We start from the raw sequence: 26,823 nt of genomic DNA on the forward strand, positions 1-26,823 counted from the left end.
ACTTTTGCTTAAAAAAGCAGAAGGTAATGAGTAAACAGCAGCCGATTGGCCGTTTTATGAGGCGTCTGGTCATTTTAAATAAATTTACATGGAGGAACAAAATGAGTGATGTTTTAGCCTTGCAACAAAAACGCAGTCAACTGTACCGTGATTTCTATGCCAATACCATTCCCGAGCGGATGCCGATTGGGATCACCCTGCCCCAGCATCTGGTGGCCGAATATGGGGGTCAGAATCTGTTTGATTTTCAGTTTAACTATGCGCTTTTGGCCGATCCGGCCCGCGACCTGTGCAAAAAAATCTATTCGGATTCCTGTCCGGTGGCTCCGGCTAATTTTTTGCTGTCCCGTACGCCGTCGATGTATCAGCTCTATGGTTCCCAGTCCTTTGTGATGGGTAATGGCGGTTTTGTCCAACATCCGGAGGTGGTCGGGATGCTGGCTGATGAATACCCCCAGTTGATTGACAACCCCTTTGATTTTCTGGTTGAGACGGTGATTCCCCGACAGCATAAAAACCTCGATCCCAAGAATCCCCTGATCATGGCAACTGCCATTCAGATGGGCAAGCAGGCGCTTACAAATGACGAAATGGCCTTTCTGCCGACATTTTTTGAACTGATCCAGACTCATGGCTATTATCCCGGCAGTCCGCTTGGCTCCTTTAATTTTACCGAAGCCCCACTGGATTTTATTGCTGATCAGCTGCGCAGTTTTTCCGGCATCAGCATGGATGTCCGCCGACATAAAAGCCAGCTTCAGGAAGCAGCTGACGCCGTGATGCCATTGCTCTTTCATTGGGGTCTGCCGGGGAATATTAATCCCCAGGGCTCGGTCTTTATACCGCTGCATATGCCGACCTTTATGCGGGAAAAGGATTTTGTGGAAATCTACCTGCCGTCCTATCAAACGATGCTTAAGCAGTTTGCGGCGGTGGGGGCCCGTCCCAATATGTTCTGCGAACACGACTGGAGCCGTTATCTGGATATTCTAGAGTCAGAAATTCCGGCGGGTTGCCAGCTGGCTTTTGAATATGGTGACCCTCAGACCATTAAAGACAAGCTGGGCAAAAAATTCCTGTTGACTGGCTTATTCCCCAGCGCCGCATTAAAGACCGATACCCCAGCCCAGATTGTTGATCGGGCCAAGGCGTTTTTGGATATCATGCTGCCTGGCGGCGGTTATATTTTTGGTTTTGATAAAAACCCGCTGACCTTAAAGGAAGTAAACCTCGACACCCTGGCGGCCCTGACCGAATTTATCCGGGATTATGCGACCTATAAAAACCCCGGGGATGCTTTTGGCACACCGCTTAATAATGAAGGTTTTGTTTTTGATGAGAACCAGGTACCAAAACCGCGGTCACGCTACCTGTTTGATTGGGACAGCTTTAAACAAAAATATCCGTTGACCCCGGATTTTGCCCGGGCCAATTTTGAACGGTTTAGCAAGGAAACCTTTGATTTTTACATGAATCTGCTGATATAATGAGGAAAACAGACAAAAAGGAGAAATGCAGTGATTATTATCGGAGAAAAAATTAACGGGAGCATTCCGGCGGTGAAAGCGGCCATCGAAAAACGGGACGCCGCTTTTATCGCTGACCGGGCCATCAAGCAGGCCGAAGCGGGAGCGGATTTTATTGATATATGTGCCAGCACTGCGCCGGAAGAGGAGATCAAAACGCTACAGTGGCTGATAGCGGTGGTGCAGGATGCGGTGGACACGCCGCTGTGTATTGACAGCCCCAATCCCCGGGCCATTGAAGCCGTCTTTAAAGATGCCAACAAACCGGGGATGATCAATTCGATTTCCGAAGAAGGAGACAAGTGCGAGATCCTGTTGCCTTTGCTGGCCGGAAATAGTTGGGAAGTGGTTGGCTTAACCTGTGACAACAAGGGAATTCCCTGTGATCTGGAAACCAAGCTGGCAATCACCGGCCGGATGGTGGAAAAGGCTGATAAACTGGGGATCACCCCGGATCGGATTCACATTGATCCCTGTGTGATGGCCCTGTCCACCGATAACAATGCCCTGGTCAACCTGGGCAACGAAATCAGAGCCATCAAGGCACTCTATCCGACTATCCACGTCACCGGGGCGATCAGTAATATTTCCTTTGGTTTACCGGTACGACCGCTGCTGAATAAAACGGCCATGGCCTTTGCCATGGAAGCGGGGATGGATTCGGCGGTGCTGGATCCGACAAATCGGGAAATGATGGGCACCATCTTCGCCACCTATGCCCTGATGGGACAGGATAAGCACTGTCGCAAATACAGCAAAGCCTATCGGGCCGGGATCATCGGGCCGGTGGGGCAATAAATAAACAATACCGGGTCGTGGCGAAGCGCCGCAATCCGGTATTTTTTTAACCCGACGATCAGCAAGCGGATTAAATTTATTGGATAAATGACTTAAAGTGTTATATAATAACCTTAATTTAAACTCGGCGGAAAACCTGTAATCGCAAAATGAGTGAGCTTTATTATCGTAACAGGGCTCGTGGCTCGTCGGTTAAAAAAAGAAACCGTCAAGCGCTGAAATTTTGCTGTTGATGGCAGAAGTCTCGGGGATTTCCGCAAGCTTTGAAAGGAGTTCTTATGCAAACCAGGGAAATAAAAAAACTACTTGCGATTCTTTGTATCGTCATCGTCGTTGCCGGGATTCTTGCCTATTTTGACCGGCCACCGACCCAATCGGAGGCAACCAACGATTTTAGTGATCTCAGCTGGACAGCAGCCTTTGAAGCGCTACACGAAACCCTCGCGCAGGAATATGCCTTCACAGAATGGAAGGGAATTGATTGGGATTCCCTTCATGCCACCTATGCACCCCAGATTGCCGCCGCCCAAAGCAGTCAGGATTTTAAAGGCTACTATTTGACGCTGCGGGCTTATCTCAATGAAATACCCGATGGCCATGTCCGGGTCAACAATCTTAAAGAAATTGATGATTTATTTATTGGTGGCGGCTATGGGCTGGCACTTGCAAACAGCAGTGATCATAACATCATCATCAGTTGGGTTGATCCTGCGTCGCAGGCCTTTGCAGCCGGGCTGCGACCCGGTACGGAAGTGGTTTCCTGGAATGGTCAGCCGATCCGGACGGCGCTGGATCAAACCGAAACGCTGCTTTGTGGAACATCGGCCACCACCGAATATCTGAATCTGAAAAAGCTGGCCTATCTGGTTCGGGCTCCGATTGGCCAGCCGGTTGAGATCGGCTATCTGGGGGCTGATGAGGTAACCCTGGCAACGTTGGTTGCTTTTGATGATGGGGGCCAATCGCTTCGCAAAAACTATCCGGATGCAGTGGTTTCCAATAAACTTAGGGATATGTTTGTCGGGGTCGATAACCCGGATCCGGTGCCAACGGCGATGGTGGAAAGCCAAACGGTGGCTGATACGATCACTTATGTAAAAATTCAGGGAGAACTCGATGCTGATCTTCAGGAAACCGGAAAAACGCAGTCAACCCTGGAGCTGCTTCGTGATGCCATTGCTTCTGCCAAACAAAATGGCAGTCAGGGGCTGATTATCGATCTTAGGAATAATATTGGCGGACTGGATCAGATGGCGGTGGATATGCTGGGATTTTTTTATGATCAGCCAGCCTTTTATGAATACCAGAATCTCTATAATCCGGCAACAGGGGCATTTGAAATTCAAGAAAATGAAGACGGCAGTGTTGGTCTGACCATTGCGCCGACCCAACCGCATTATGGGGGAGCGGTGATTGTCTTGATCAATCCCAAGTGCGTCAGTTCCGGAGAAGGGCTGGCGATGGGGCTTCAGAAACTGCCCAATGTCAGAACGCTGGGTTTTTATGGCACCAATGGATCATTTGGCCTGGCTGGCGCTGAAGCCTTGATGCCCGGTTCACTGACGGTCCACTGGCCGTCGGGACAGTCGCTGGACGAACAGAAAAACATCCAGCTGGACAGTCGTAATGGCAGTGGCGGGGTTCGGCCGGATCTGGTCATCCCGATGACGGCGGAAAATGCCATCCGGATTGCCAATGGGGAAGATGTCGAGTTGGCTGAGGCCATCCAGGTACTGCAAAACTAAGACTACTATTTGTGGTCTGTGCTGATGGTCGCTTAAAACGTTGGATCTAGCCCAACTGCACCTGGTTGCGACCGGCCTTCTTGGCGGCGTACATGGCGTCATCGGCCCGGGCAAGCAGGTCAATTAGGGTGCCCCGGCCCTGATAAACCGCCACCCCCAGACTGGCAGTGATGTGGGTCGGATTGGTAAACGGGTGTCTGGCAATCTTTAACCGGATTTTTTCACCAAAAAGCAGGGCTCCGGTGGCATCGGTATCGGGCAGAATAAAAACGAATTCTTCGCCGCCCCAGCGCCCGACCCGATCCGTCTGGCGGATGTTGTCAAGCAGTACCGTCGACAACTCATTGAGGATCAGATCCCCGGCCTGATGGCCAAAACGATCATTGACCCACTTGAAATGATCGACATCCAGAAAGATGACGGCAAAGGTCGAATCCGTGCGGTTGGCCCGTTTATACTCATCCTCAAGCAGATCCTCGATCCGGGAACGATTGTAAAGCTGGGTCAGTTTGTCGGTTTGTGAAAGCCGGATGATTTCCTCCCGCAGCCGCACCTGCTCGGTGATATCCCGGGATACGCCCAGCAATCCTTTGAGCTGATCCTGATCATCATAAACCCCGGTTAGAACCGTGTCGGTCCAGAAGGCCTGACCATTTTTGGTATATTGCATCTGTTCAAAACGAACCGAATCAAAGCGTTGGCCCCGGGCAATTGTCTGTCTGACCAGGGCCATGGTGCGTTCCATGACCTTTAAGGTTTCCGGCAAAAAATAGTTGATTTCAAGAAAATGATGGGTGACCTCGTCCACCGTGTAGCCGGTCATCCGCTCCACCGAAGGGCTGATATAGGTAAATTCACCATCGAGGTTGACGGTGCTGATAATGTCGCTGGCGTTTTCAATCAGCAGCCGATGATGTTCTTCACTTTCCTTAAGCTTTTTCTTGAGGGCGATCAACTCATCCAGATCACAGATGTCGCCGGTATCCGTTTTTTGGGCCTCACTAACAAATGCCTCGATGTGTCCAAGCTTCTCAATCAGCAAAAGAAAATCGGGGTCATCGGCGTAACCAGCTGGTAGCGGTGGCTTTTTTCCATCCAGCAGGGCATTGAGATAAGCAATCAGGGCGTGGGTATCTTCCATAATAATCTCCTTTATCGTCAGGGGAATTGCCAAAATAAAAACACAGTGGCTGGCATTGATGTCAGTAGCTTTATACCCAATCGCCAAGTGAACATGCAAGGACTGGCACTTAAACTGGGGTTTGGCTTGAAAGGAAATGATAGCACATCCCGATAGAAAAAGCAGAATAAAAATTTGTCGGGCGTTTAAATAGTCGTTGTTATTTAGCCTGCTTGGGACTAGAATAAGATAAACGCATAAAGGAGGAGAAGGATGAAGGTAATTGTTTTTTTAGCACCAGGATTTGAGGAAGTGGAGGCGTTAACGGTTGTCGATTATTTGCGCCGCATCAGCTCGCTAAACGTTGAGATGATCAGCATTGCTGAGGGGCTGATGGTGACGGGCAGCCATCAGATTGAAGTCAAGGCCGACCAGCATATTGATGAGCTGAGTGACCTTGATAGTTATGAGGCTGTCGTGATTCCCGGCGGAATGCCCGGGGCGGCCAACTTAAGAGATGACCCGCGGGTGATTGGCGTGGTCAGAGCGATGGAAGCGGCCGGGAAAGTAGTCGCCGCCATCTGTGCCGGACCAATTGTGCTGGCCCAGGCGGGGATCGTCACTGGCAGAAATGTGACCTCCTATCCCGGCTTTGAAGATGCCTTTCCGGATTCTTGCTACCAGCAGGCAGCGGTGGTGCGGGACGGCCGTATCATTACGTCCCGGGGGCCGGGAAAAGCGGTGGACTTTGCCCTGGAACTGGTGACTGTTCTGGCAGGGGCGGAAGCGGCCGAAACCTTGCGTAAAAATATTCTCTATGACCGGAAGTAAAAACCCATCATCGGATTAACTGACCGCCTTAAAAATAACTTAAAAGGCTTTACAGAAGTATTGACAGATAAAAAAAAAGATGGTATAAAATAACCATAGTTAGCACTCGCTAAGTGAGAGTGCTAACAAAATACAATGTAAAGGAGTAGTTATGATGACAGCACTGATTCCGTTTAACAGAAAAAGAAATGATTTGATGAATACCGGTTTTAATGATTTCCAGAATATGCTTGACGACTTTTTTGCAGAAGGTTGGCCGATGCGAAGAAGCTTAGCGGGTGACACCTTTAAAATTGACCTCCAGGACAATGAAAAAGAGTATATTGTTGAGGCCGAGCTCCCCGGCTTCCAGAAAAATGAAATCAGTCTATCCCTGGAAGAGGGTCGACTTCAGATAGCCGTCAAGAAGGAAGAAACAAAAGAAGAAACGGATAAAAACTATGTTCATCGGGAACGAAAATTCACGGCCATGACCCGCAACGTCTTTCTGGCTGACGCCGCCTCGGACGACATCAAAGCCAAGCTGACTGATGGGGTTCTGACCATCACGGTGCCCAAGCAGGCCAAGCCGGAGTTGACCAAACAAATTGAAATTGAATAAAGCAAGAAACGCCCTATTTGCAGCAGATAGCCCGCAAATAGGGCGTTTTTAAAGTTTTTATTTATTAGTATTTCGGATATAGGCGGTATTCTTACCAGCCCCAGTTTTAATAATATATCCTTCTTTTAATAAAGATGCCAACGCAACCTCAACTGTTGATGTACTAATATCGGGGCATTTTTCTAAAATTACTCGCTTTGACAGCTTTTGAAGGGTGTCATCAAATAGTTTTCTTATCCGTTCTTGTTTGGTTAGGCTTCGATCCTGAAACAATTCAACACGGGTCGAAAACTCTTTGTAAGCCCTCAAGATGACTTCAAGGTAATACTTAACAAAGGTAAAATAGCGGTTGTTTTCTTCCTGCCATCCAATTGAGCTGTCATATACACCTCATTATAGGTTTCTTTGGTATTTTCGATAATCATTTCAATACTCAAATATTTCCCGACAATATATCCGGAGCGATATAAGATCAGTAAGGTCAGCAATCGGCTCAATCTCCCGTTTCCATCATTGAAAGGGTGGATGCAAAGAAAATCCAGCACAAACATTGGAATTAACAGCAACGGATCATACTTATCAGCGTTCACTGCTTCAATAAAAGTCGTCGTTAAACGATCGACTGCGTCAGGTGTTTCAAATGCAGAAAGCGGTTGAAATCTTACCTTACGTTTTCCACTTGCATCGGTTTCAGCAATAATGTTATCTGAATTTTTAAATTTTCCACCACTTGAAGACGGACTGAAGTGATATAAGTCTCGATGTAATTGTAAGATAACATTTGTGTTTGGGGTAATGTGATCGTAGTTTTCGTGAATCAAACTTAACACTTCCCGATAACCGGCAATTTCACGCTCTGATCGGTTTTGTGGCTCAGCCTTTAGTTTTACCAGCGCATCCAAACGTTCATCGGATATATAAATACCTTCGATTCGGTTAGAAGCACCAGTACTTTGAATCTTTGCAATTTCCAGCATGGACTCAAGGATATCGGGTTTCGCTTCAATGAACAACTCCTGCTTTCCCTTATATTCATGAATTGCCGAGATTAAGTTCATTAACTCATAATGCATTAACTCATCAGGGAGTTTTGTGTAATCAAACTTTCGCATTTTCGATTCCTTTCTGCCTAATCGTTTCTCTTTCTGCACAATATTATCAACTAATTGTGCAGAAGTCAATCCTCTTAGGTAGAATAATCGAAACGAGCATTAACATATTGATTTATAAGTTAGGCACGTAGGCAAGAAACGCCCTATTTGCAGCAGATAGCCCGCAAATAGGGCGTTTTTATTGGTGCGATTCTAACCACTAAACTTGACAAGAATGGTTAGAATCGGTTAGAATAGTGACAAGAATGACAGGGGAGTTGATGAGAGAATGCTAATTGAGAGCGAAACAACTGAATTTAAACAAAGCTATGTTGACGAGATAAAAAAAACAATCGTCGCATTTGCCAATACCAATGGTGGTATTTTGTATCTCGGGATTAACGACGACGGCTCCATCGCAGGGGTAACAGATGCGGATGAAATCATGTTAAAAGCATCAAATGCCATTCGAGATGCCATCAAGCCGGATGTCACCGTATTTGTCAAAACGGAACCGGTGATCATGGAAGATAAAACCATCGTCAAGGTAACGGTTCAAAAGGGAACGGCTTGTCCTTATTATTTGTCTGGTAAGGGAATCCGTCCCGAGGGTGTTTATGTCAGACAAGGGGCTTCATCCGTTCCGGCAACAGAAACGGCGATCATCAAAATGATAAAAGAAACCGATGGCGAGCGCTTTGAGACGGCCCGTTCCCTCAATCAGGATTTGACTTTTCAGGAGGCTGCCAAAGAATTTAAAAAGCGGGGCGTACCCTTTGGCGAAAATCAGTTCAAGAGCTTGAAGATGATGAGTACCGCTGGCATCTTCACCAACTTGGGAATGCTCCTGTCGGATCAATGCAATCACAAAATTAAAATGGCCGTTTTTCAGGGGAATGATAAATCAGTGTTTAGAGACCGGCGGGAACTCACCGGTTCGCTGCTCAAACAACTAAACGAAGCCTATGATTTTATTGATCTTTATAATGGAACCCGCGCCGAAATTGTTGGTTTGTATCGCTCCGATAAACGAAATTTTCCACCAGAAGCCGTTCGGGAAGCTCTACTCAATGCCTTGGTTCATCGGGATTACGGATACAGTGCCGGCACCCTGATCAGCATTTTTGATGATCATCTGGAGTTTGTCTCGGTGGGCGGATTGGTTCGGGGAATCACCTTTGAAGACATGATGTTGGGGATTTCAATGACCCGGAACGAAAATCTGGCCAGTATCTTTTATCGTCTGGCGCTGATTGAAGCTTATGGCACGGGGGTACCAAAAATTCTCAAAGCTTATCAAGGGGAACGGATTCAACCAAAAATTGAAGCGACAGAAAACGCCTTCAAGATAACGCTGCCCAATCGCAATGAAAAAACCGGGAATGAAACGGTCATGGGGATCGAAGCGGAAATTCTGACGCTTTTAAAAAAACAACCCGAGCTCACTCGGCGTGAGGTTGAAACCACCCTGGAGCTGAGCCAAACAGCTGCAGGCCGGTACCTTAAAAAGTTGGTCACAAACGGCCTGCTGGAAACGGTGGGCAAGGGCAAAAATACCCGTTATCGGTTGCGAAAGCCAAGTTAAGCAGCTTACACACAAAAAAACGATCAGCCAATGCCAGCGGGAACGCCGGGATTGGCTGATTTTTTGGATCGGGCGGGGTGGTTTTGCTAAAGCCGTTACTGATAGCGGATGGCCTGCTGGTGGCAGCTTTGCTGACATTTCAGGCAAACCAGACAATCCTGTTTAACAATCTGATGTTTTGACTGCTTTTTTATCGCTCCCGCCGGACAGGCTTTTTGACAGGCCCCGCAGTTGTTGCATTTTTCCGGGTCGATGGCCATGGCATAACGCGCTTTCATTCCACTGAGACTTAAGATCGTCCCGTAGGGACATAAAAAACGATGCCACAGCTCCGCCGGAAAGAAAAGAGTGAGGATCACACCGCCAGCAAAGAGCAGCGGCAGAATCGGCAGTTTTTGGCCAGTCACGATCACAAAGATAAAGACCAGCAAAAATAGCAACAGGATCACCAGGGGCAGCCAGGGTTTTGACAGCCAGCGGGGAATCTTAAAACTTTTCAGCTGGCTTTTCTTTTTCACAAAGGTGATCCCTTCCATCGCCGTATTGATCGGACAGATCCAACCACAATAAAGACGGCTCCAGAACAAAGAGGCCAGCACCCCCAGCACAAAAACGCCCATCCACAGCTGAATTTTACCGGTCATAAACAGGGCCACGAACAGGCCCAGAAAAGCCAGTTGGATGACCCGACGCCAGACGGTTGTCACTGCTGGTCCGGCTGATAAAAGGCCGGGCTGGGGGCTTTGATCACGAAAATTTCCAGAATTTCGGGATCTCGGTTATTAACATTCATTTTGATGTGGTAGGGAATATTGATGATCGCTCCGGCTTCATAGCGGTGCGCTTCCTGGTCAGCCAGTTGTAGAGTAAGTGTCCCTTTAATGACAATCATATAGACGTTGGAATTGGAAAAGTGTTCTTTTAAACCTTCGCCTTCCGGGAAAATCATGTGATTGATCATCACCGGCTGGTCATCGATAATTTTTTCGATCCGTTTTTCGCTGCCACGGGTAAATGCATAAATTTTTTCTAACATGATAATATCTCCTTTTACTTCAAGATATAATCGAGTATAATCGAAAAATAAAAGAAAAGGTGTTACTATGGTAACACAAGGGGATAAAAATGAAAAATAATGAGATCTTGCGCTTATTGACCAGCGCCAATTATTTTAGTGGCTTTTGTGAAGCGGAGCTGGCAGAAATAATCCATTCTCCAAAAACGAAGATCGGAGAATATCTTAAGGATCAGGTCATTCATTTAAAAGATGAACCCTGTCAGCGGATGGATGTGATTCTGTCGGGCCGGGTGGCGGTTTTGAATCTGGATGAAAATGGCAACATGCTGATTGTCAACGTCTTTGGCGTCGGGGAAAGTATTGGCGAAAATCTGCTCTTTGCCGTCAGAAACGGTTATCCAATGACGGTGATGGCGGCCACCCAAGTCATGATGCTGCATCTAGAACGGGAACTGGTTCTGTCCCTCTGCCAGAAAAATGCCGACTTTCTTAAAGGCTTGCTGCAGTCGATTTCGGAAAAGACGATGATTCTGACAGATAAGCTGACGGTAATTTCCTTAAAAACCGTGCGCCAGCGGATTAACGATTACCTCAGTCATCAATACCAGCTCCAACAAAGCCCGGTGATCACCCTGGGTTGCTCCAAAAAAGAATTGGCAGAGCGGCTGGGTGTGCAGCGGACTTCCCTGAGCCGGGAACTGGCCAAAATGAAAAAAGCCGGGTTGCTGGATTTTGATGCCAAAACGATTACGATTAAAGCTTAGGCGTGTCTGTCACCCGGCCGATATGGCAGGTTTGGATGAAAACGTCAAAAAAATGTCATGGAGGATGAAATTATTTTGTATGAAAGAGAAAAGTCGGAACCATCGAATACCAGAAAATCATGAATCAGGAAGCACAGTCAATTGATGATGATTTTGATTTGTGGGAAGAACAGGAGTAATAAAAACGAAATAAACGATCAACCAATCCCAGCGGGAGTGCCGGGATTGGCTATTTTTATGAGGGGTTTATTTTTACTGCCGTGTCGCTGGTCATGCTGGCCTTTCATTCACTTTTATAAAGAGCAGTTGCGATTTTCTGATGGCTGAGTTAAAATGATACCGTATGACCGTCAGCGCCTGGCACTGATCGGACAAAATGCGAAGCGACAAAAAAAGCAGAGATGGAGAAGAACACATGGCTGATAATAAAAAAGAACAACAACGGGCGGAACTGCACCGGACCATCTGGAATATTGCCAATGACCTGCGTGGCAGTGTCGATGGCTGGGATTTTAAGCAGTATGTGCTGGGGATGCTCTTTTACCGCTATATCTCAGAGAATCTGACCGACTACATTAACCGCGGCGAGCATGAAGCTGGTAACAGCGGTTTTTCGTATGCCCAACTATCGGACGCCGAAGCCGAAGAAGCCCGGGCTGATCTGGTTTTGACCCGGGGTTTCTTTATTTTGCCCAGTGAGCTGTTTGAGAACGTTAGGAGCCGCGCCGCCGCGGACGAGAACCTCAATGAAACGCTGGAGCAGGCCTTTTGCAATATTGAAAGCTCGGCCCAGGGCAGCATCAGCGAAGATGATTTTAAAGGCCTGTTTGATGATATTGACGTCAATAGCAACAAGCTCGGCGGCACCGTTGCCAAGCGCAACGAAATGCTCGTCAAGCTCTTAGACGGCATCGGCGACATGAATCTCGGCGGCTATCAGGATAACACCATTGATGCCTTTGGTGACGCCTACGAATACCTGATGGGGATGTACGCCTCCAACGCCGGCAAAAGCGGCGGCGAATACTACACCCCCCAGGAAGTCAGCGAACTGTTGACCCGGATCACCCTGGTCGGTAAAACGGAGGTCAATAAGGTCTATGACCCGGCCTGTGGCTCCGGCTCACTGTTGTTGAACTTTGCCAAGATTCTCGGCAAAGAAAACGTCCGCCAGGGCTTCTATGGCCAGGAAATCAACATCACCACCTATAATCTCTGCCGCATCAATATGTTTCTCCACGATATTGACTACGACAAGTTTGATATCGGCCATGGCGACACCCTGACCGACCCGATGCACTGGGATGATGAACCTTTTGAAGCGATTGTCTCCAATCCGCCTTACTCCATCCGCTGGGATGGCGATGCCAATCCGCTGCTGATCAACGATCCCCGTTTTTCCCCGGCCGGGGTGCTGGCACCCAAGTCCAAGGCCGACCTGGCCTTTATTCTGCATTCTCTGGCCTGGCTGGCAACCTCCGGGACGGCAGCAATTGTCTGTTTTCCGGGGGTGATGTATCGGGGCGGCGCCGAGCAGAAGATCCGCAAATACCTGATCGACAACAACTACATTGACTGCGTCATCCAATTGCCGGGGAATCTTTTCTTTGGCACCAGCATTGCCACCTGCATCATGGTGTTAAAAAAGTCCAAAAGTGAAAACAGCACCCTGTTTATTGATGCCGCCAAAGAATGCGTCAAGGTCACCAACAATAACAAACTGACCCCGGCCAATATCGAGGCGATTATCAGCGCCTATAAAAACCGGGCGAACCTTGTGCATTTTGCCCGGCTGGTGCCCAATGCCGAGATTGCCGCCCAGGATTATAACCTGTCGGTGTCGTCTTACGTCGAGCCGCCGGATCTGCGGGAAGTGATTGATATCACCGTTCTTAATGCCGAGATTGAAGCGATTGTCGCCCGGGAGCAGCTGCTGCGGGATGAGATTGCCAGGATTATTGCCGAGATTGACCTGCCTGCCGGCAGGCAGGGGTGGATTGACTAATGAAGAATTGGTTTGTCTATGTAATTCTTTGCGATGATGGTTCTTTATATAAAGGCCATACCGACAATTTAGAACGACGATACAAAGAACACTGCAGCGGAAATGGGGCACAGCACACGAGATGGCATAAGCCGATTAAAATGGTTTATTACGAGCGGTTAGATACGCTTGAAGAAGCGGTAAAACGGGAAAAATATCTAAAAACAGGTGTTGGCCGGGAGTGGTTAAAGAAGGAGGTAAACCCATGAGCAGGCTGGAGGCGTTGATGGCGGAGCTGTGCCCGGATGGGGTGGAGGTTAAAGAGCTTTCACAAGTGCTGACAATTAAAAATGGCAAAGATTATAAGGGGTTTGATAAAGGTAATATACCGGTTTATGGTACTGGCGGTATTATGACTTACATCGACCATGCTGCTTTTGAAAAACCTTCGGTACTAATACCACGTAAAGGTTCAATTGATAAATTGTATTACGTGGATGTACCGTTCTGGACAGTAGATACAATTTTTTATACTGATATAAATACTGATATAATTGAACCTAAATATGTTTTTTACTATTTGCAAGCCCAACATCTTGAAAGACTCAATACAGCTGGTGGTGTGCCAAGCCTGACGCAAGCTGTTCTTAACTCTGTTAAAATCCCCCTCCCGCCGTTGCAAGTGCAGGGTGAAATTGTCCGGATTCTGGACAATTTCACGGAGCTTACAGCGGAGCTTACAGCGGAGCTTACAGCGGAGCTGTCAGCACAGAAAAAGCAATATGAGTATTATCGGAATAAACTGCTGACTTTTGGTGATGAAGTGGAATGGAGGACATTGAGTGATGTCTGTGAGAATATTTCATCAGGAAACAACAAATCCAAAAGTGACAGCGGAGAATTTCCTGTGTATGGTTCAACGGGAATTATTGCCTATTCGGACTCCTATAAATTTTGTGAGGAGTTACTGTTAATCGCGAGAGTAGGAGCCAATGCAGGTTTTGTTCATAGAGCGACAGGTCAATATGATGTGTCGGATAATACACTAATTGTTAAACCAAAAGAAAGTTACGACCAATCATTTGCTTATTATCAACTTCTAAATATGAAGTTAAACAATTTAGCAGTCGGCGGTGGTCAACCACTGATTACTGCAGGAAAATTGAAACAAATTAAAATACCAATCCCTCCTATTCCTGAACAAGCCCGGATCGTTGCCATCCTCGACCGCTTCGACACCCTCTGCAACGACCTGACCAGCGGCCTGCCGGCTGAAATCACCGCCCGGCAGCAGCAATACGAATACTACCGCGACCAGCTTTTGACTTTTAAGGCTTGCCTGCCTGCCGGACAGGCGGGCCCTGCGAACAAGCAGGTCGGCCGGACCGATGGCCAGGAGGTGAGTGAATGAGCCTTTACAACGTTGTTGTGGCTTCCAACGAAAGCACCGTCGTGGCCGAATACCGGGCCGATTACAGCCGATCGGATGCCTACCAGAGCGAGGCCGAGCTGGAGCGGGAACTGCTCCGCCTGCTTCAGGCCCAGGGCTACGAGTATTTGTGCATTCACGATGAAGCCGCCTTGGTGGCCAATCTGCGCCGCCAGCTGGAAGCCCTCAATGACTATAGCTTTTCGGATTCGGAATGGGACTGGTTTTTTAAAAAATGCGTGGTTGGTGCCAATGACGGGATTTTAGAGAAAACCCGTCGAATCCAGACCGACCACATCCAGAACCTAAAGCGTGACGACGGCACCACCAAAAATATCAGTCTGATCGACAAGAAAAATATTCACAACAACCGCCTGCAGGTGATCAACCAGTATCAGGAAACCGGCGGCACTCACCAGACCCGTTATGACGTCACCATTCTGGTCAATGGCCTGCCGCTGGTTCATATCGAACTGAAGCGCCGGGGCGTCGCCATCCGGGAAGCCTTTAATCAGATTAAACGCTATCAGCGGGACAGCTTCTGGGCCGCCAGCGGGCTGTTTGAGTATGTCCAGATTTTTATCATTTCTAATGGCACTCACACCAGGTATTACTCCAATACCACCCGGGCCAGCCACGTCAGGGAAAGCGCTGCCGGGGAACGCAAAAAGAGTAAGAAGACCAGCAACAGTTTTGAATTTACCTCCTACTGGGCGGACTTAAGCAACACCGCCATTGCCGACCTGGTCGATTTCACCCGGACTTTTCTGGCTAAACACGCGCTCTTAAACGTCCTGACCAAATACTGTGTCTTTACCACCGAAGCGCTGCTATTGGTGATGCGGCCCTATCAGATTGCCGCCACCGAGCGGATCCTCTCGCGGATCGAAATTTCTCATAACTACAAGCAAACCGGGACGCTGGCTGCTGGCGGCTATATCTGGCATACCACTGGCAGCGGCAAAACCCTGACCTCCTTTAAAACCGCCCAGCTGGCCACGGCCCTGCCCTATATCGATAAGGTGCTGTTTGTGGTCGACCGGAAAGACCTGGACTACCAGACCATCAAGGAATACGACCGTTTCCAGAAGGGCGCCGCCGACAGCAATACCTCCACCCGAATTCTTAAGCAGCAGCTGGCCGACAGCAGTTCTAAGATCATCATCACGACGATTCAGAAGCTTGATGTCTTTGTATCCAAAAATAAGGGTCATGCCGCCTTTAAAAAACATTTTGTGATCATCTTTGATGAATGCCACCGGTCTCAGTTTGGTGATATGCATAAAAAAATCGTCACCGCCTTTAAGCACTATCACATTTTTGGTTTTACCGGAACGCCGATTTTTGCCACCAATGCTGGCAGCGGCGGCAACCCGGCCATGCGCACCACCCCCCAGGCCTTTGGCGACAAGCTGCATACCTATACCATTGTCAATGCCATCAATGACGGCAACGTGCTACCCTTTCGGATTGACTATATCAACACCGTCAAGATGAAAGATGGGCTGGCGGATAAAGCGGTGGCCGCCATTGATACCGAAGCAGCCCTGGCCGACCCGGCCCGGATCCGGGCGGTTGTCACTTATCTGCTTACACATTTTGACCAGAAGACCAAGCGCAACCATTTCTATTCGCTTAAGGGTCAGCGGGTCGCCGGCTTTAACTCGATTTTGGCGGTCAGTTCGATCCCGGTGGCAAAAAAATATTATTTTGAACTGAAAAAACAGCTGGCCGACCAGGGCCGGGCGCTTAATGTTGCCACCATTTTCAGCTTTTCCACCAACGAAGCCGATCCCGAGGATGTCTTCCCGGACGAGGATTTTGATACCGAAAGCCTCGATCAATCCTCCCGGGATTTTCTGGAAGCGGCAATTGCCGATTATAATCAAGCCTTTAATACTAACTATGATACCTCGGCCGACAAGTTTCAAAACTACTATAAAGACCTGTCGCTGCGGATGAAAAACCGGGAGGTCGATCTGTTGATTGTCGTGAATATGTTTTTAACCGGCTTTGATGCCACCACCCTCAACACCCTGTGGGTCGATAAAAACCTCAAGCAGCACGGCCTGATTCAGGCCTTCTCGCGGACCAACCGGATCCTCAATGCGGTTAAGACCTATGGTAACATCGTCTGTTTCCGGGATTTGCAGGAGCAAACCGACGCCGCCATCGCCCTCTTTGGCGATAAGGATGCCGGCAGCATCGTGCTGCTAAAAAACTTTGACAGCTATTATTATGGCTTTGACGAAGATGGCCAGCATCACCCCGGCTACACCGAGCTGATCGCCGAGCTGGGTCAAAAATTTCCGCTGGGGCAGGCGATCATTGGCGAACAGAACCAGAAGGATTTTATCCGGCTGTTCGGGGCAATCCTGCGGCTTAAGAATATCCTGACGGCCTTTGACAACTTTTCCGGCCGGGAAATTCTGACCAACCGGGATTTTCAGGACTATCAGAGCCTCTATCTGGATCTCTATCACGACTTTGTTGATGATCACAAGGCTGACAAGGAACGGATCAACGACGACCTCGTCTTTGAAATTGAACTGATCCGCCAGGTTGAAATCAACATCGATTATATCCTGATGCTGGTGGCCCAATACCATGCTTCCAACTGTGAGGACAAGAGTGTCCTGGTGGCGATTGATAAGGCCATCGGCGCCAGTATTGAGCTGCGCAGCAAGAAGGTTCTGATTGAACACTTTATTGAGACCGTCAATGCGTCAACCAAGGTGGACGAGGCGTGGCGCCGCTTTGTCGATGTGCAGAAAGAGAGCGACCTGACCGCACTGATCAGTGCCGAAAAACTGAAACCGGAGGAAACCAGAAAATTTATCGATAACGCCTTCCGTGATGGGGCGCTGAAAACTAGCGGCACCGACATCGATAAAATCATGCCGCCAGTATCACGCTTTGGAGGTGGCAACCGGGCCGCCAAAAAGCAAAGTGTCGGCGACAAGCTGATGAAATTCTTTGAAAAGTATTTCGGGCTGGTGTCGGAATAGTCATCACCAGCGTCCACAATTACACCCAAAAACTGTTAAAAAAGATAACCCAGTACCGACAATTGTTACATCATCTTGTGACCGAGGGGTCAGACCCTACGCATCGGAGCGGACACGGCAGAGCCTGTCCGATTCTGCGCGCAGGCAACGAGCCAATCATAAGCTTGCTTATAGTTGGCGACTGCCCGCGACCAATGCGAAAGGAGCAAAGCGGATTTCGCATGGCGCAGCGAACAACAGATTAACAAGGGTTTGACCCCTCGGTCATTGGTCGGTACGGTAGTTTATCGACAACCTCAAACCCCGCCACAGTGTCGGGGTTTTTGCTTATCAGAACAGACCGGAATTCAGGGATCTGCCGGTTTGACAGCTTTATTACATCAATATAGGGAAAATTCCTGAAAAACGTGATGATTTTTGGCGATTCTCTCTACCTGAGCTTGGATTTCTGCTAGAATAGAAGTCAGATGCGCGTAATAAGCAGTGCCGCTCTGCGGCTATATCACTCGGATCATAAAAAAACTGCAAGTTACCAAAAGGGAAAGGAAGAAGCGATGATCAGTAATCAATGGTATGCCATTTTGCCATCGAAGGCAGTGAAAAAAGAAGCGGTTGTCAGCGTTAAACGGCTGAATCAGGAACTCGTGTTGTTCCGCAACCGGGACGGAGAACTTGGCTGTGTGGTCGATCAGTGTACTCACCGCGGAGCGGCCTTGAGCCGCGGGAAGCTACAGGGGGAATGTCTCCAGTGTCCCTTTCATGGTCTGGAGTTTAACCCCCAGGGCCACTGCACTTTTGTCCCGGCCAACGGGAGAGCCTCCACCGCAGATTTAAGCCGGTTTAACGTCAAGGCTTATGGGGTGCGGGAAAGCCATGGCATCATTTATCTGTGGTATGGGGAACCGGAAAAACAGACTGGGGAATTGCCGTTTTTTGATGGCGATATCGATGATTCTTTTGTTTGTAGCGAAATTGAAGATCACTGGCCGACCCACTATTCCCGCTGTATTGAAAACCAGCTGGATGTGATTCACCTGCCATTTGTCCACCACAACACCATCGGACGGGGCAACAAGACATTGGTTAACGGACCCAAAATTGAGTTTGTCCCCGGGGGCCTGGTAACCAGTGCCAATAATGAAACAGATGTCGGACAAACTCCCAAAGCGGCGGATGATTGCGTCATTAAAGCCACCTATCTGAAATTCCTGTTTCCAAACATCTGGATGAACCATATCAGTGAAGCCACCAAGGTCATTATTTATTTTGCGCCGGTGGATGATGAAAACACGATCCTGTACCTCCGTTTCTATTGCCGGTCAACCAGACTCAGGCCAGTTAATGCTCTGATTGCCTGGTTCGGAAAATTTGGCAACCGGCTGATCGAGCGCCAGGACAGGCGGGTGGTGATCACCCAAAAACCCAAAGCTTCGGCGTTTATCTCCAAGGAAAACCTGCTGTCTGGGGATGGGCCGGTGATCCAGTATCGGCGCATTCGGGACGAGTTGAAGCGCCGGAAATAACGGGAGCACCGCCATCGATCGTAAAATGCGAAGAAAATGATCACAAAAAAAGATAAAGAGCAGCGCTTTTTAGCAAACGGATTTAGCGTTTCGGTAACTGACCGTCGGTTGACAGATTAAAGTTTGCGACTATCATAGGCCCAGTGCAGCAGGGCCTGACGCTGTTTTTGGCGACAGCTTTGATCCATTTTTTCGCAATTCTTTTTAATCGCACCAATATGGCGCACCATCGCCTTCCAGCGTTTGATCTGGCGACGGTCTTCGTCAGGAACTCGGCGACCATAATAATAACGGCAATACCATTGAAACCAGCCCCGGGGATCGATGGGATTGATCCAGCCATTGGCCTGCCAGACTTTAAGCGGCTGTGAGGCATCGACCTGATAATAATTTAAAGAAATATCTTTTCGGGTCGGCGAGAGTTTGGCATGGTCAAACCAATCCTCCGGAAATTCGGACCGGCAATCAGTCATGTACTTGCCTCCGAAAAGGCCCAAAGCTAATAGCTCTTTGGGTGAGAGCTCCGGTTTGAAATCAGGATCAAAATTTGCGCCCATCGCTTCGCTTAAGTAATAAGAGCCTTTTTGCATGGTGTCGCTGATGATTATTTTTTTCATCACAATCGATTCCCTCCCCAATATAATGACGGTTATTAAATGAATACCCTCTCTGGCACATTTTAAAAAGATTTGGTCAATATTTTCAGAATGAACGTCACAATCCGTTGACAACCATGTGAAAGCTGATATGTTAACTACATAAATGCTAATTGAACAAATAGTAAGTGTACGATTAGCAAGGAGGAAGATCGTGAACTTTGACAGATCAGTCTTAATATAGTATCATATAGGTACTGAAACGAGGAGGTGTGCCCGTGAATATAAATCTCAAAGAAGACATTCGACCCATTTCATATATCAAAACCCATGCTGCAGATATGCTCAAGTATATCAATGACAATAAGAATCCCATCATTGTGACCCAAAACGGTGAGGCTCGAGGCGTTTTGCTGGACGTGGAATCGTATCAAAATATGATTAATGCCTTGTCATTAATGAAGCTGATCCAGATTTCGGAGAATTCCATCGGTGAAGGAGAGCTTCATCAGAACAAAGATGTTTTTGCTGAGCTGCGAAAGAATATCGAAGCGATCTGAAATGGAAGAATTTACAATTCTATGGTCGGATCAGGCCAAAATGGATTTGTTTGAAATCATTGAATACATTGCCTTTGAGGATAAAGCCCTGGCGGTGAAGATTCTCGAGAAAATTGAAGCGCAGGTAACACGACTGGAGCAGTTGCCCGAAAGCGGCCGATTTGTGCCGGAGTTAAAAGCCTTTGATTTGTTGACTTACCGGGAAATTGTCTATTCACCCTGGCGCATCATCTATAAGGTCGAGAAGCAACGGGTTCTGATCTTGGCCGTTCTCGACAGTCGCCGCAACCTTGAAGATTTGCTGTTAAAAAAACTGCTGTTAAAATAAAAGACACGCTGTCAATGGAACAACAAACCATTGACAGCGTGTTTTTTAGGGCTTAAAAAAGTTGGTCAACAGAGCTGCGACGCATCGATAACCACATAGCTGCCATCGGCCCACTGATCCAGGGCGATTTGGATCACCGGCGAGCCGTCGGTATCGATAAAAGCCTGGACAATTTCGTCATCCATTTGCGATTCGATGGCGACTTCGGTAATCCCATTAAAAGAAAAGCCCTCGAATGCTTTAATAATATCCCGCCAGATATCCCGGGAACCATCAATTTTTTTCAGGTTCTTGATCACTTGTTCAATATTCATTCTCTTCACCTCCCCAATATAATGACGGTTATTAAATGAATACCCCTTTGCATCCGGTTTAAAATATTAATTAGTCATTTTTAAGAATTTGGATCTATAGCGCGCAACAATCATTAAATAAATACCAAATCATCCGCCACTGTTAAATTCAAAATGAATTATTTAGAATCACGCCTAACAGGCCCCAGGCGGTTCCCAGCATCGCACCATCAAGCCAGACCCGGCTTATTGCCCTTCATGTGACGCAGTCGCTCCAACCATGACTGACAAAGCCTGTGGCTGGATTTTGATACGCACTGACCCCTCGCCTAAACTGATACCATCGGCCATTACCGCCATGGCCGGTTCGGTGTCGATGACCATTTCACGGACCTGATAGTGCATAATCCGGGGATCTTCGGGGTTATCGGTGCCGACGCCAGTCAGAATATAATTGATTAAATCGAGTTTGGATAGATCGGCAAAAAACATCACATCCAGTAAGCCGTCATGATAGGCATCGGGTGCACCGACTTTATAATTACGACCGATATAGGGCATATTGGAAATTAATGCGGCATGACCCAATTCGCTGATTTCCTGATTATCGTCCAGAAAAAGATGGATGTCTGAGGGCGGAGCAGTCGTCAGAATGCCAAGAAAATCACCGATCCGGGTGATGTTACCGTGCTGAATGTCATCCCCGGCGGGGAACAGGGTCGAAAATAATCCCACCGAACAAAGTTCGATAAATGGTGTACTGACACCGTTGCAAATGACCAGGCCGAGATCTATTTTTAAACGCTGTCCTTCGTTGAGGATGGCGACGGCCGCCGCAATATCGGTGGGGATACCGAGACTCAAGGCGATATTGTTGCGGGTTCCGGTGGGAACAATGCCAAGCGTCGCCGCTGAACTGTAGAGTGCCTTGGTGACCGAAGAAACGGTGCCGTCGCCGCCACACACCACAAACAGCTCAATGCCCTGGGCAATGGCCTCATCGACCACTTCCTGCAAGTTACTGTCGGGTTCAATCAAATAAAGTTCCGGTATTAACTGCCGGGCCTGCATTTCTTTAACGATGGCCATAATCTGCAGCGGGGATTCGTCATTGGCGCCAGAACCGGGATTAAAAATAAGTTTAACGCGCTGCGGCAGCTGGTTGGTTTTTAAAGTTTCCATCGCTTAGTCCTCCATTTTTTTGGTTTTTATTTCCTGACTGGGATCGTATACTCAATATAACGGTGCATTTTTCCATCGGCATGGACCCGAGTCAGGATTTTCCCGATGATATCGCCTTCCGGCATAATGCCGTGGTCGCGGATATAGGCTACCAGCGGGTCAAACTGGCGTAAGGTTAAATTGCCATAGTGGCCCAGATCCATCACCGTACACAAACATAAACTCGCCGGCCGGATCTGCACCTCCGCGTTCAGCGGCAGATTTAACAGCGCGGCGTCAGCGCTTTCGACACACAGCCCCCAGGCATCGCGGTCGATGCAGGGGTCGGCGATGTCAGCAAAGGAAATGTGATGGGTAAACTCGACAAAGGGAATCTGCTTGAGCCAGTTGGCAAATAAGGGCTTTTCTTCGACCTCACCATAATGATCACCGTCTTCGCGTCGGACATAGGTAAAATAACGATACTCGGGGGTATTGACGAACCAATAGCAGCCGACATTATAGGGCAGACTTGCCAGTTTATCCTTGTAGGCGGAAATCTTGCGCTCCAGCATCTGATAATAGCGCAGTTTTTCATCGATGACCTGTTGTTTAAAGCCAATCCGCTCGACAAAAAAGTCCAGCGAATCATTATGAAGCATCTTGGAAATATCTTTTAACGAAATGTCAAAGCTGCGGTAGCGCATGCATTCCATCAGAAAAAAGATATCCCAGGTTTCATAGGTGCGGTAGTCACTGTTTTCCTGACGTTTGGGCGCAATAATCTGCTCTTTTTCATAATAGCGGATGGTCTCCACCGGCAGACCCAAAAGTTTGGAGACTTCCCCAATGCGATATGCCATGATTTTCCTCCCTATAGTGGCTTCAGGTTTTTTTCATTGTATCACATTAATATACTAAGACAAATAAAAAAGGATAGGGCTTTTATAAGCACCGATCCTTTTTTTATCTTTAATTGTTAGCAGTGAACGGGATTTTTTACAGCGATAAGCCCGCATTAAAGCCGTCATTGATCGCTACCATGGCATTGCTGGTTTTAACAGCCCCGCCAATAACGATGACATTACCGTGTACGGCTGATAATGCTTCGGCCAGATGGTTGTTGGGACGGTAGCCTAAAGCGATGACGACGGTATCGGCAGGCAGGGTCTGCTGGCCCTGGCTGTTTTCGATGATTACCCCATCATCCAAAATTTCGACCACTTTGGTTTGGGTCATTTGGTTGACCTCATATTCGCAGAGAATTTTCATCAGATTGAACTTGTTGACGCCATCGAGATCGCTGCAGATCTTGGGTAGCATTTCGATGATGGTCACATCCCGTTGCTGCATCGCCAGATGCGCCGCCGTTTCCGAACCGACCTCACCGCCGCCAGCAACAACGATCTGATCACCGGTGGCCACGTTACCCAGTAGGGCATCCTCCGCAGTGACAACCAGGGCCTTGTCGATCCCTTTGATGGCGGGTTTGCAGGGGGTTCCGCCGGTGGCGACGATAACGGTATCGGGTTTTTCAGCGGCGACCAGTTCTTTGGTCACTTGGCTGTTGAGATGAATCGTTACGCCCAACTGATCCAGTTCGCTCGTGATCCAGTTGGTATAAGTGGCCAACTCACCTTTGCAGGGGGGATAAGCGGCTGATTTAAACTGACCGCCTAAAAAGCTGCCCTGCTCATAAAGCGTGACCTCGTGGCCTTTGATCGCCGCTGCCCGAGCCGCTTCCAGGCCACCGGGTCCGCCGCCGGCAATCAGGACTTTTTTTGGTGTGGTGGCTTTGCTGTAATCCAACTGATATTCTTGACCCAGGGAGGGATTGACCAGACAGGTGATGGCTTCACCCACCAGTAATTTACCAACGCAGCCCTGCATACACCCGATGCAGTAGCGGATCGAGGTTAAATCGCCAGCCTTGGCCTTGTTCGGCAGATCGGGATCGGCCAAAGAACCCCGACCCATTCCGATGAAATCCGCTTTGCCCATATCCAGCAGACCATCGGCCATGCGGGGATCATTGATGCGGTTGACCGTAAAGACCGGGATATCGACGAGCTGTTTGATCTCGGCAGCAAAATCGACAGACCAGGCATGGGAGACATACATCGGCGAAACAATCCCCTTATTATGATCGCCATAGGCACCACTGGAAACATGCAGGGCATCAAAGCCCCATTCGGCAAATAATTTGGCCAGGACCCGGGATTCAGAAATGTCGCGGCCACCCTGAACCACTTCGTCAGCCGAAAAACGGATCATGACCGGGAAATCGTCGCCGACCTTGCTGCGGATATTGGTATAGATTTCTTTGATGAAGCGTAAGCGATTATCCAGACAACCGCCGTATTTATCAGTACGTTTGTTGACGTAGGTGGACATGAATTCGGCAATTAAATAGCCATGTCCGGCATGCACTTCGATGCCATCAAAGCCAGCCTGTTTAGCCCGTAAGGCACAGTCGCCAAAATCTTCAACAATCTGTTCAATCTCCGGAATGGTCAGCTCCCGGGGCAGTTGCCGCAACCACGGACAGGGGATTGCCGATGGCGCCACCGGCTGAACGCCGCCATTTACGAAGCTGGCGCTTTGACGGCCGGCATGATAGATCTGGGCAAAGATTTTGGAATCATACTGATGAATGGTGTCGGTCAGTTTTTTGTGACTGGCAATCTGATCATCATTCCACAGCCCGGCAATAAACTGATAGCCCATGGCATGTTGGCTGACGGCATAATCTTCGGTAATAATCAGGCCCCAGCCGCCCTTGGCTTTGGCTTCGTGATAAGCAATATAACGATCGGTGGCGGTGCCGTCCTCATTGCAGTAGTTGGCCACCATGGCGGTGACTGCCAGACGATTGGGAATCTCACACTGATTGATTTTCTTGGGCGTAAATAATTTAGTAAACATCTTGTACCTCGTTTTCATATTTGGTTTTACTGATAGGATAAACCCTCAAGTCACTTCAAGGTCAAGCTGTTAATTATAAAATTAACAAAGAATTTCTTTTGCTTATTCTATCATCATTGCTGCGGTGATGATGCTGTTCTGGATGATGAGCTCCTTTTTTCCGGTTATCGAGGTGGCCGTGGTTTCACTTTTTGGTTGTACCTTGTTCTTTCTGCCCGGAATCAGGATTCTCACCTGGGAACAGTACATGAAGGCCGTTAGCTGGACCTCCTTTATTCTGATCGGGACGGTCTTGTGTATTGCCAACACCATTGTCGCCAATGGCGTCAGTGAGTGGTTTGTTACTTATGTACTGCCCTCGTCACTGTCACTGTCGACCATGGGAGGGGTCTTTTTTGTAGCCGTGATGATTTTTGTGATCATGCTGGTTGTTCCGGTGGCTCCGGCCCTGATCGGGGTGCTGACACCAGTAATTGTCAGCTTGGCGGCCACCATGGGAATCAACCCGGCTCTGTTGATCATTACCCTGGGCTTATGCGCCGGTAACTGTTATCTGTTTCCCATCGATACGATTCCACTGATCACCTACACCGCTGGCTATTACAAAATGACCGATATGCCCAAGGCGACTATCTGGATGCAGCTGGCTTTTATTATCTTAGCGACCTTGTGGCTGCCATTGGCCGGATTGATTTCTGGACTCGTCTAACAAAATGGTTATCAAAGCAAGCGGTGAACAGATCAGTGCACGACCCATTGATCCCGGTTTTTAAAATTAAATAAAAAACAATCAAGCGACAAGATGGCTATTTTGTCGCTTTTCTATTATAATGGAACGAATATCGATAATAACAAAAGAGCGGTGCGATGTTTAATAGGGGCATTGTAAACCATGAACACACGGGGACGCTGATGATTGAATCGCTGAAAATAGAATGCAGAGAGCGAGATGAAAAAGATGGTTATTTCATTTGAAATAAGTCCGATACAAAGTATCCAGAAGATTCAGAGTCAAAAAAAGAAAATTGATCAACTTTGTTCATTTAATCCGAACTATATCAGCTGTAGTATCAGTGGGATAAAAGATGTAAGTTTTGAGCGTAATTTAGAAATGTGCAAACTACTGAAGTTGGATAAACGAACGGTTCCGATGACACACTTTGCAATTGGTGGTAAGAAAAAAAAAGAACTGACGGATCGTCTAAAAACTTATGTTTCAATTGGGATTGAGCATTATTTTGTTATAAGGGGGGATTCCAAGTACCATTCGCAAAGAAGCGACGCCTTCCCCAATAGTTTTAGCTTTATTAAGACAATAAAAAAGCTAAACCCCGATATACATGTCTCAGTTGCAGGATATCCGGAAACTCACATTTTGGCTGATTCGGTTAAAACCGATATCAAGCATTTAAAATTAAAGCAGGAGTTTGGGGCTGATAAGATCATTACTCAAATATGTTTTGATGGATGTGCGATTGCGGACTGGTTGGATCTTTGTCAGAAAAATGATATTCATGTACCTGTTGACATTAGCATTTTACCGGTTACGAATAAGAATAGCATATTACAAATCAGTTTTGCAAATGGCATCTCGATACCAAAAGAATTGTCAAAAATTATTGGGCGTTATGGTGATGATCCCCAGGACTTTAAAAAAGCTGGGATCGACTATACGATTAAACAAATTGATGCGTTAAAAAAATTGGGGATCAATGGATTTCATTTTTTGGGTGGCAATAATACAAGCACAATTTCAGAGGTATTAAATATGGCTTCGTTGGCCAATAACAATTAGATTTAAAATTAAATAACTCAAACTTCGCACATAAATAAACGACCCCAAATACCTTAACACCGATGTTACAGGCATAAAAATAGCATGAAAACACCAGATTTGTTATAATTGAATTAGCGAAAAACAAACAAACAAGCTGGAG

General features: G+C 47.7%; 25 protein-coding genes. 16 read left to right on the forward strand and 9 right to left on the reverse strand.

The genetic code is table 11. The features are described from left to right. The first annotated feature begins 101 nt into the window (after window positions 1-101). From ACWI_RS10180 to ACWI_RS10190, 3 genes are all read left to right on the forward strand, one after another. The gene (locus ACWI_RS10180) at window positions 102-1,487 is read left to right on the forward strand and encodes a uroporphyrinogen decarboxylase/cobalamine-independent methonine synthase family protein (protein ID WP_070371335.1); all 1,386 of its coding nucleotides are present in this window, start codon (window positions 102-104) and stop codon (window positions 1,485-1,487) included. Window positions 1,488-1,517: 30 nt separating this feature from the next. After that, complete coding sequence (locus tag ACWI_RS10185) at window positions 1,518-2,324, forward strand: methyltetrahydrofolate cobalamin methyltransferase (protein ID WP_070371336.1); 807 nt, start codon at window positions 1,518-1,520, stop codon at window positions 2,322-2,324. Window positions 2,325-2,602: 278 nt separating this feature from the next. After that, entirely contained in the window at window positions 2,603-4,069 is a 1,467-nt protein-coding gene (locus tag ACWI_RS10190; protein WP_070371337.1) for a S41 family peptidase, read from the forward strand. 46 nt (window positions 4,070-4,115) lie between these two features. Here the strand turns inward: ACWI_RS10190 and ACWI_RS10195 are convergent, their stop codons facing one another. Beyond that, window positions 4,116-5,210, reverse strand: a complete 1,095-nt coding sequence (locus ACWI_RS10195) for a sensor domain-containing diguanylate cyclase (protein ID WP_070371338.1) — start codon at window positions 5,208-5,210, stop codon at window positions 4,116-4,118. A gap of 252 nt (window positions 5,211-5,462) precedes the next feature. Between ACWI_RS10195 and ACWI_RS10200 the strand changes: the two genes are divergently transcribed. Both ACWI_RS10200 and ACWI_RS10205 read left to right on the forward strand, forming a co-directional pair. Then, window positions 5,463-6,020 carry a DJ-1 family glyoxalase III gene (locus ACWI_RS10200; protein ID WP_070371339.1) on the forward strand — a complete coding sequence of 186 codons (558 nt, stop codon included), beginning with the start codon at window positions 5,463-5,465 and terminating at the stop codon, window positions 6,018-6,020. Between the two features lie 151 nt (window positions 6,021-6,171). Continuing rightward, the gene (locus ACWI_RS10205; RefSeq protein ID WP_228880641.1) at window positions 6,172-6,621 is read left to right on the forward strand and encodes an Hsp20/alpha crystallin family protein; all 450 of its coding nucleotides are present in this window, start codon (window positions 6,172-6,174) and stop codon (window positions 6,619-6,621) included. A gap of 305 nt (window positions 6,622-6,926) precedes the next feature. Here ACWI_RS10205 and ACWI_RS10210 read toward each other — a convergent pair whose 3' ends face one another. After that, the gene (locus tag ACWI_RS10210; protein WP_341465152.1) at window positions 6,927-7,733 is read right to left on the reverse strand and encodes a Fic family protein; all 807 of its coding nucleotides are present in this window, start codon (window positions 7,731-7,733) and stop codon (window positions 6,927-6,929) included. Window positions 7,734-8,001: 268 nt separating this feature from the next. Here ACWI_RS10210 and ACWI_RS10215 point away from each other — a divergent pair, with 268 nt between their 5' ends. Then, window positions 8,002-9,297: an RNA-binding domain-containing protein gene (locus ACWI_RS10215; RefSeq protein ID WP_070371341.1), complete on the forward strand. Its 1,296-nt coding sequence runs from the start codon at window positions 8,002-8,004 to the stop codon at window positions 9,295-9,297. A gap of 95 nt (window positions 9,298-9,392) precedes the next feature. On the opposite strand, the gene ACWI_RS10220 is transcribed toward ACWI_RS10215, so the two are convergent. Together ACWI_RS10220 and ACWI_RS10225 are read right to left on the reverse strand one after the other, a co-directional pair. Further along, window positions 9,393-10,004: a 4Fe-4S binding protein gene (locus ACWI_RS10220; protein WP_070371342.1), complete on the reverse strand. Its 612-nt coding sequence runs from the start codon at window positions 10,002-10,004 to the stop codon at window positions 9,393-9,395. Further along, entirely contained in the window at window positions 10,001-10,333 is a 333-nt protein-coding gene (locus tag ACWI_RS10225) for a cupin domain-containing protein (RefSeq protein ID WP_070371343.1), read from the reverse strand. The genes ACWI_RS10220 and ACWI_RS10225 overlap by 4 nt, the downstream gene beginning before the upstream one ends. An 89-nt stretch (window positions 10,334-10,422) precedes the next feature. Here ACWI_RS10225 and ACWI_RS10230 point away from each other — a divergent pair, with 89 nt between their 5' ends. The 6 genes from ACWI_RS10230 (at window position 10,423) to ACWI_RS10255 (ending at window position 19,023) form a co-directional block, all read left to right on the forward strand. Next, window positions 10,423-11,079, forward strand: a complete 657-nt coding sequence (locus ACWI_RS10230; RefSeq protein WP_084633626.1) for a Crp/Fnr family transcriptional regulator — start codon at window positions 10,423-10,425, stop codon at window positions 11,077-11,079. Between the two features lie 415 nt (window positions 11,080-11,494). Further along, the gene (locus ACWI_RS10235) at window positions 11,495-13,084 is read left to right on the forward strand and encodes a type I restriction-modification system subunit M (RefSeq protein ID WP_070371345.1); all 1,590 of its coding nucleotides are present in this window, start codon (window positions 11,495-11,497) and stop codon (window positions 13,082-13,084) included. After that, the gene (locus tag ACWI_RS10240) at window positions 13,084-13,332 is read left to right on the forward strand and encodes a GIY-YIG nuclease family protein (RefSeq protein ID WP_070371346.1); all 249 of its coding nucleotides are present in this window, start codon (window positions 13,084-13,086) and stop codon (window positions 13,330-13,332) included. The genes ACWI_RS10235 and ACWI_RS10240 overlap by 1 nt, the downstream gene beginning before the upstream one ends. Then, window positions 13,329-14,474 carry a restriction endonuclease subunit S gene (locus ACWI_RS10245; protein WP_070371347.1) on the forward strand — a complete coding sequence of 382 codons (1,146 nt, stop codon included), beginning with the start codon at window positions 13,329-13,331 and terminating at the stop codon, window positions 14,472-14,474. The genes ACWI_RS10240 and ACWI_RS10245 overlap by 4 nt, the downstream gene beginning before the upstream one ends. Beyond that, a complete protein-coding gene (locus ACWI_RS10250; RefSeq protein WP_070371348.1) occupies window positions 14,471-17,500 on the forward strand; it encodes a type I restriction endonuclease subunit R in 3,030 nt (1,009 codons plus the stop codon). The genes ACWI_RS10245 and ACWI_RS10250 overlap by 4 nt, the downstream gene beginning before the upstream one ends. A gap of 554 nt (window positions 17,501-18,054) precedes the next feature. Beyond that, on the forward strand, window positions 18,055-19,023 hold the full coding sequence (locus ACWI_RS10255; RefSeq protein WP_070371349.1) for an aromatic ring-hydroxylating oxygenase subunit alpha: 969 nt from the start codon (window positions 18,055-18,057) through the stop codon (window positions 19,021-19,023). 116 nt (window positions 19,024-19,139) lie between these two features. Here ACWI_RS10255 and ACWI_RS10260 read toward each other — a convergent pair whose 3' ends face one another. Beyond that, a complete protein-coding gene (locus ACWI_RS10260; RefSeq protein WP_070371350.1) occupies window positions 19,140-19,640 on the reverse strand; it encodes a hypothetical protein in 501 nt (166 codons plus the stop codon). A gap of 257 nt (window positions 19,641-19,897) precedes the next feature. On the opposite strand from ACWI_RS10260, the gene ACWI_RS10265 reads away from it, so the two are divergent. Beyond that, window positions 19,898-20,179: a type II toxin-antitoxin system Phd/YefM family antitoxin gene (locus ACWI_RS10265; RefSeq protein WP_228880672.1), complete on the forward strand. Its 282-nt coding sequence runs from the start codon at window positions 19,898-19,900 to the stop codon at window positions 20,177-20,179. Between the two features lies 1 nt (window position 20,180). Further along, window positions 20,181-20,507 carry a type II toxin-antitoxin system RelE/ParE family toxin gene (locus ACWI_RS10270; protein ID WP_070371351.1) on the forward strand — a complete coding sequence of 109 codons (327 nt, stop codon included), beginning with the start codon at window positions 20,181-20,183 and terminating at the stop codon, window positions 20,505-20,507. A gap of 65 nt (window positions 20,508-20,572) precedes the next feature. Here the strand turns inward: ACWI_RS10270 and ACWI_RS10275 are convergent, their stop codons facing one another. From ACWI_RS10275 to ACWI_RS10290, 4 genes are all read right to left on the reverse strand, one after another. Beyond that, on the reverse strand, window positions 20,573-20,821 hold the full coding sequence (locus ACWI_RS10275; protein ID WP_070371352.1) for a hypothetical protein: 249 nt from the start codon (window positions 20,819-20,821) through the stop codon (window positions 20,573-20,575). A 225-nt stretch (window positions 20,822-21,046) separates the two neighbouring features. Further along, the gene (locus ACWI_RS10280) at window positions 21,047-21,982 is read right to left on the reverse strand and encodes a diacylglycerol/lipid kinase family protein (RefSeq protein WP_070371353.1); all 936 of its coding nucleotides are present in this window, start codon (window positions 21,980-21,982) and stop codon (window positions 21,047-21,049) included. A 26-nt stretch (window positions 21,983-22,008) separates the two neighbouring features. After that, complete coding sequence (locus ACWI_RS10285) at window positions 22,009-22,824, reverse strand: MerR family transcriptional regulator (protein WP_070371354.1); 816 nt, start codon at window positions 22,822-22,824, stop codon at window positions 22,009-22,011. 136 nt (window positions 22,825-22,960) lie between these two features. Further along, window positions 22,961-24,886 carry an oxidoreductase gene (locus ACWI_RS10290; RefSeq protein ID WP_070371355.1) on the reverse strand — a complete coding sequence of 642 codons (1,926 nt, stop codon included), beginning with the start codon at window positions 24,884-24,886 and terminating at the stop codon, window positions 22,961-22,963. A gap of 115 nt (window positions 24,887-25,001) precedes the next feature. Between ACWI_RS10290 and ACWI_RS10295 the strand changes: the two genes are divergently transcribed. After that, window positions 25,002-25,595, forward strand: coding sequence for an SLC13 family permease (locus tag ACWI_RS10295; protein WP_278278292.1), 594 nt, complete (start codon window positions 25,002-25,004; stop codon window positions 25,593-25,595). Window positions 25,596-25,835: 240 nt separating this feature from the next. Next, the gene (locus ACWI_RS10300) at window positions 25,836-26,681 is read left to right on the forward strand and encodes a methylenetetrahydrofolate reductase (RefSeq protein WP_070371356.1); all 846 of its coding nucleotides are present in this window, start codon (window positions 25,836-25,838) and stop codon (window positions 26,679-26,681) included. Window positions 26,682-26,823 lie beyond the last annotated feature (142 nt).

Source organism: Acetobacterium wieringae, from assembly GCF_001766835.1.
GTDB classification, from domain to species: Bacteria; Bacillota; Clostridia; order Eubacteriales; family Eubacteriaceae; genus Acetobacterium; species Acetobacterium wieringae.

What these genes read in the sequence shown, in the direction of transcription:
- ACWI_RS10270 (WP_070371351.1), top strand. Translation starts at nt 20,181, where the DNA reads ATGGAAGAATTTACAATTCTATGGTCGGATCAGGCCAAAATGGATTTG.
- ACWI_RS10235 (WP_070371345.1), top strand. Translation starts at nt 11,495, where the DNA reads ATGGCTGATAATAAAAAAGAACAACAACGGGCGGAACTGCACCGGACC.
- ACWI_RS10215 (WP_070371341.1), top strand. Translation starts at nt 8,002, where the DNA reads ATGCTAATTGAGAGCGAAACAACTGAATTTAAACAAAGCTATGTTGAC.
- ACWI_RS10200 (WP_070371339.1), top strand. Translation starts at nt 5,463, where the DNA reads ATGAAGGTAATTGTTTTTTTAGCACCAGGATTTGAGGAAGTGGAGGCG.
- ACWI_RS10280 (WP_070371353.1), bottom strand. Translation starts at nt 21,982, where the DNA reads ATGGAAACTTTAAAAACCAACCAGCTGCCGCAGCGCGTTAAACTTATT.
- ACWI_RS10260 (WP_070371350.1), bottom strand. Translation starts at nt 19,640, where the DNA reads ATGAAAAAAATAATCATCAGCGACACCATGCAAAAAGGCTCTTATTAC.
- ACWI_RS10190 (WP_070371337.1), top strand. Translation starts at nt 2,603, where the DNA reads ATGCAAACCAGGGAAATAAAAAAACTACTTGCGATTCTTTGTATCGTC.
- ACWI_RS10275 (WP_070371352.1), bottom strand. Translation starts at nt 20,821, where the DNA reads ATGAATATTGAACAAGTGATCAAGAACCTGAAAAAAATTGATGGTTCC.
- ACWI_RS10225 (WP_070371343.1), bottom strand. Translation starts at nt 10,333, where the DNA reads ATGTTAGAAAAAATTTATGCATTTACCCGTGGCAGCGAAAAACGGATC.
- ACWI_RS10245 (WP_070371347.1), top strand. Translation starts at nt 13,329, where the DNA reads ATGAGCAGGCTGGAGGCGTTGATGGCGGAGCTGTGCCCGGATGGGGTG.
- ACWI_RS10205 (WP_228880641.1), top strand. Translation starts at nt 6,172, where the DNA reads ATGATGACAGCACTGATTCCGTTTAACAGAAAAAGAAATGATTTGATG.
- ACWI_RS10300 (WP_070371356.1), top strand. Translation starts at nt 25,836, where the DNA reads ATGAAAAAGATGGTTATTTCATTTGAAATAAGTCCGATACAAAGTATC.
- ACWI_RS10255 (WP_070371349.1), top strand. Translation starts at nt 18,055, where the DNA reads ATGATCAGTAATCAATGGTATGCCATTTTGCCATCGAAGGCAGTGAAA.
- ACWI_RS10230 (WP_084633626.1), top strand. Translation starts at nt 10,423, where the DNA reads ATGAAAAATAATGAGATCTTGCGCTTATTGACCAGCGCCAATTATTTT.
- ACWI_RS10180 (WP_070371335.1), top strand. Translation starts at nt 102, where the DNA reads ATGAGTGATGTTTTAGCCTTGCAACAAAAACGCAGTCAACTGTACCGT.
- ACWI_RS10250 (WP_070371348.1), top strand. Translation starts at nt 14,471, where the DNA reads ATGAGCCTTTACAACGTTGTTGTGGCTTCCAACGAAAGCACCGTCGTG.
- ACWI_RS10290 (WP_070371355.1), bottom strand. Translation starts at nt 24,886, where the DNA reads ATGTTTACTAAATTATTTACGCCCAAGAAAATCAATCAGTGTGAGATT.
- ACWI_RS10285 (WP_070371354.1), bottom strand. Translation starts at nt 22,824, where the DNA reads ATGGCATATCGCATTGGGGAAGTCTCCAAACTTTTGGGTCTGCCGGTG.
- ACWI_RS10195 (WP_070371338.1), bottom strand. Translation starts at nt 5,210, where the DNA reads ATGGAAGATACCCACGCCCTGATTGCTTATCTCAATGCCCTGCTGGAT.
- ACWI_RS10210 (WP_341465152.1), bottom strand. Translation starts at nt 7,733, where the DNA reads ATGCGAAAGTTTGATTACACAAAACTCCCTGATGAGTTAATGCATTAT.
- ACWI_RS10240 (WP_070371346.1), top strand. Translation starts at nt 13,084, where the DNA reads ATGAAGAATTGGTTTGTCTATGTAATTCTTTGCGATGATGGTTCTTTA.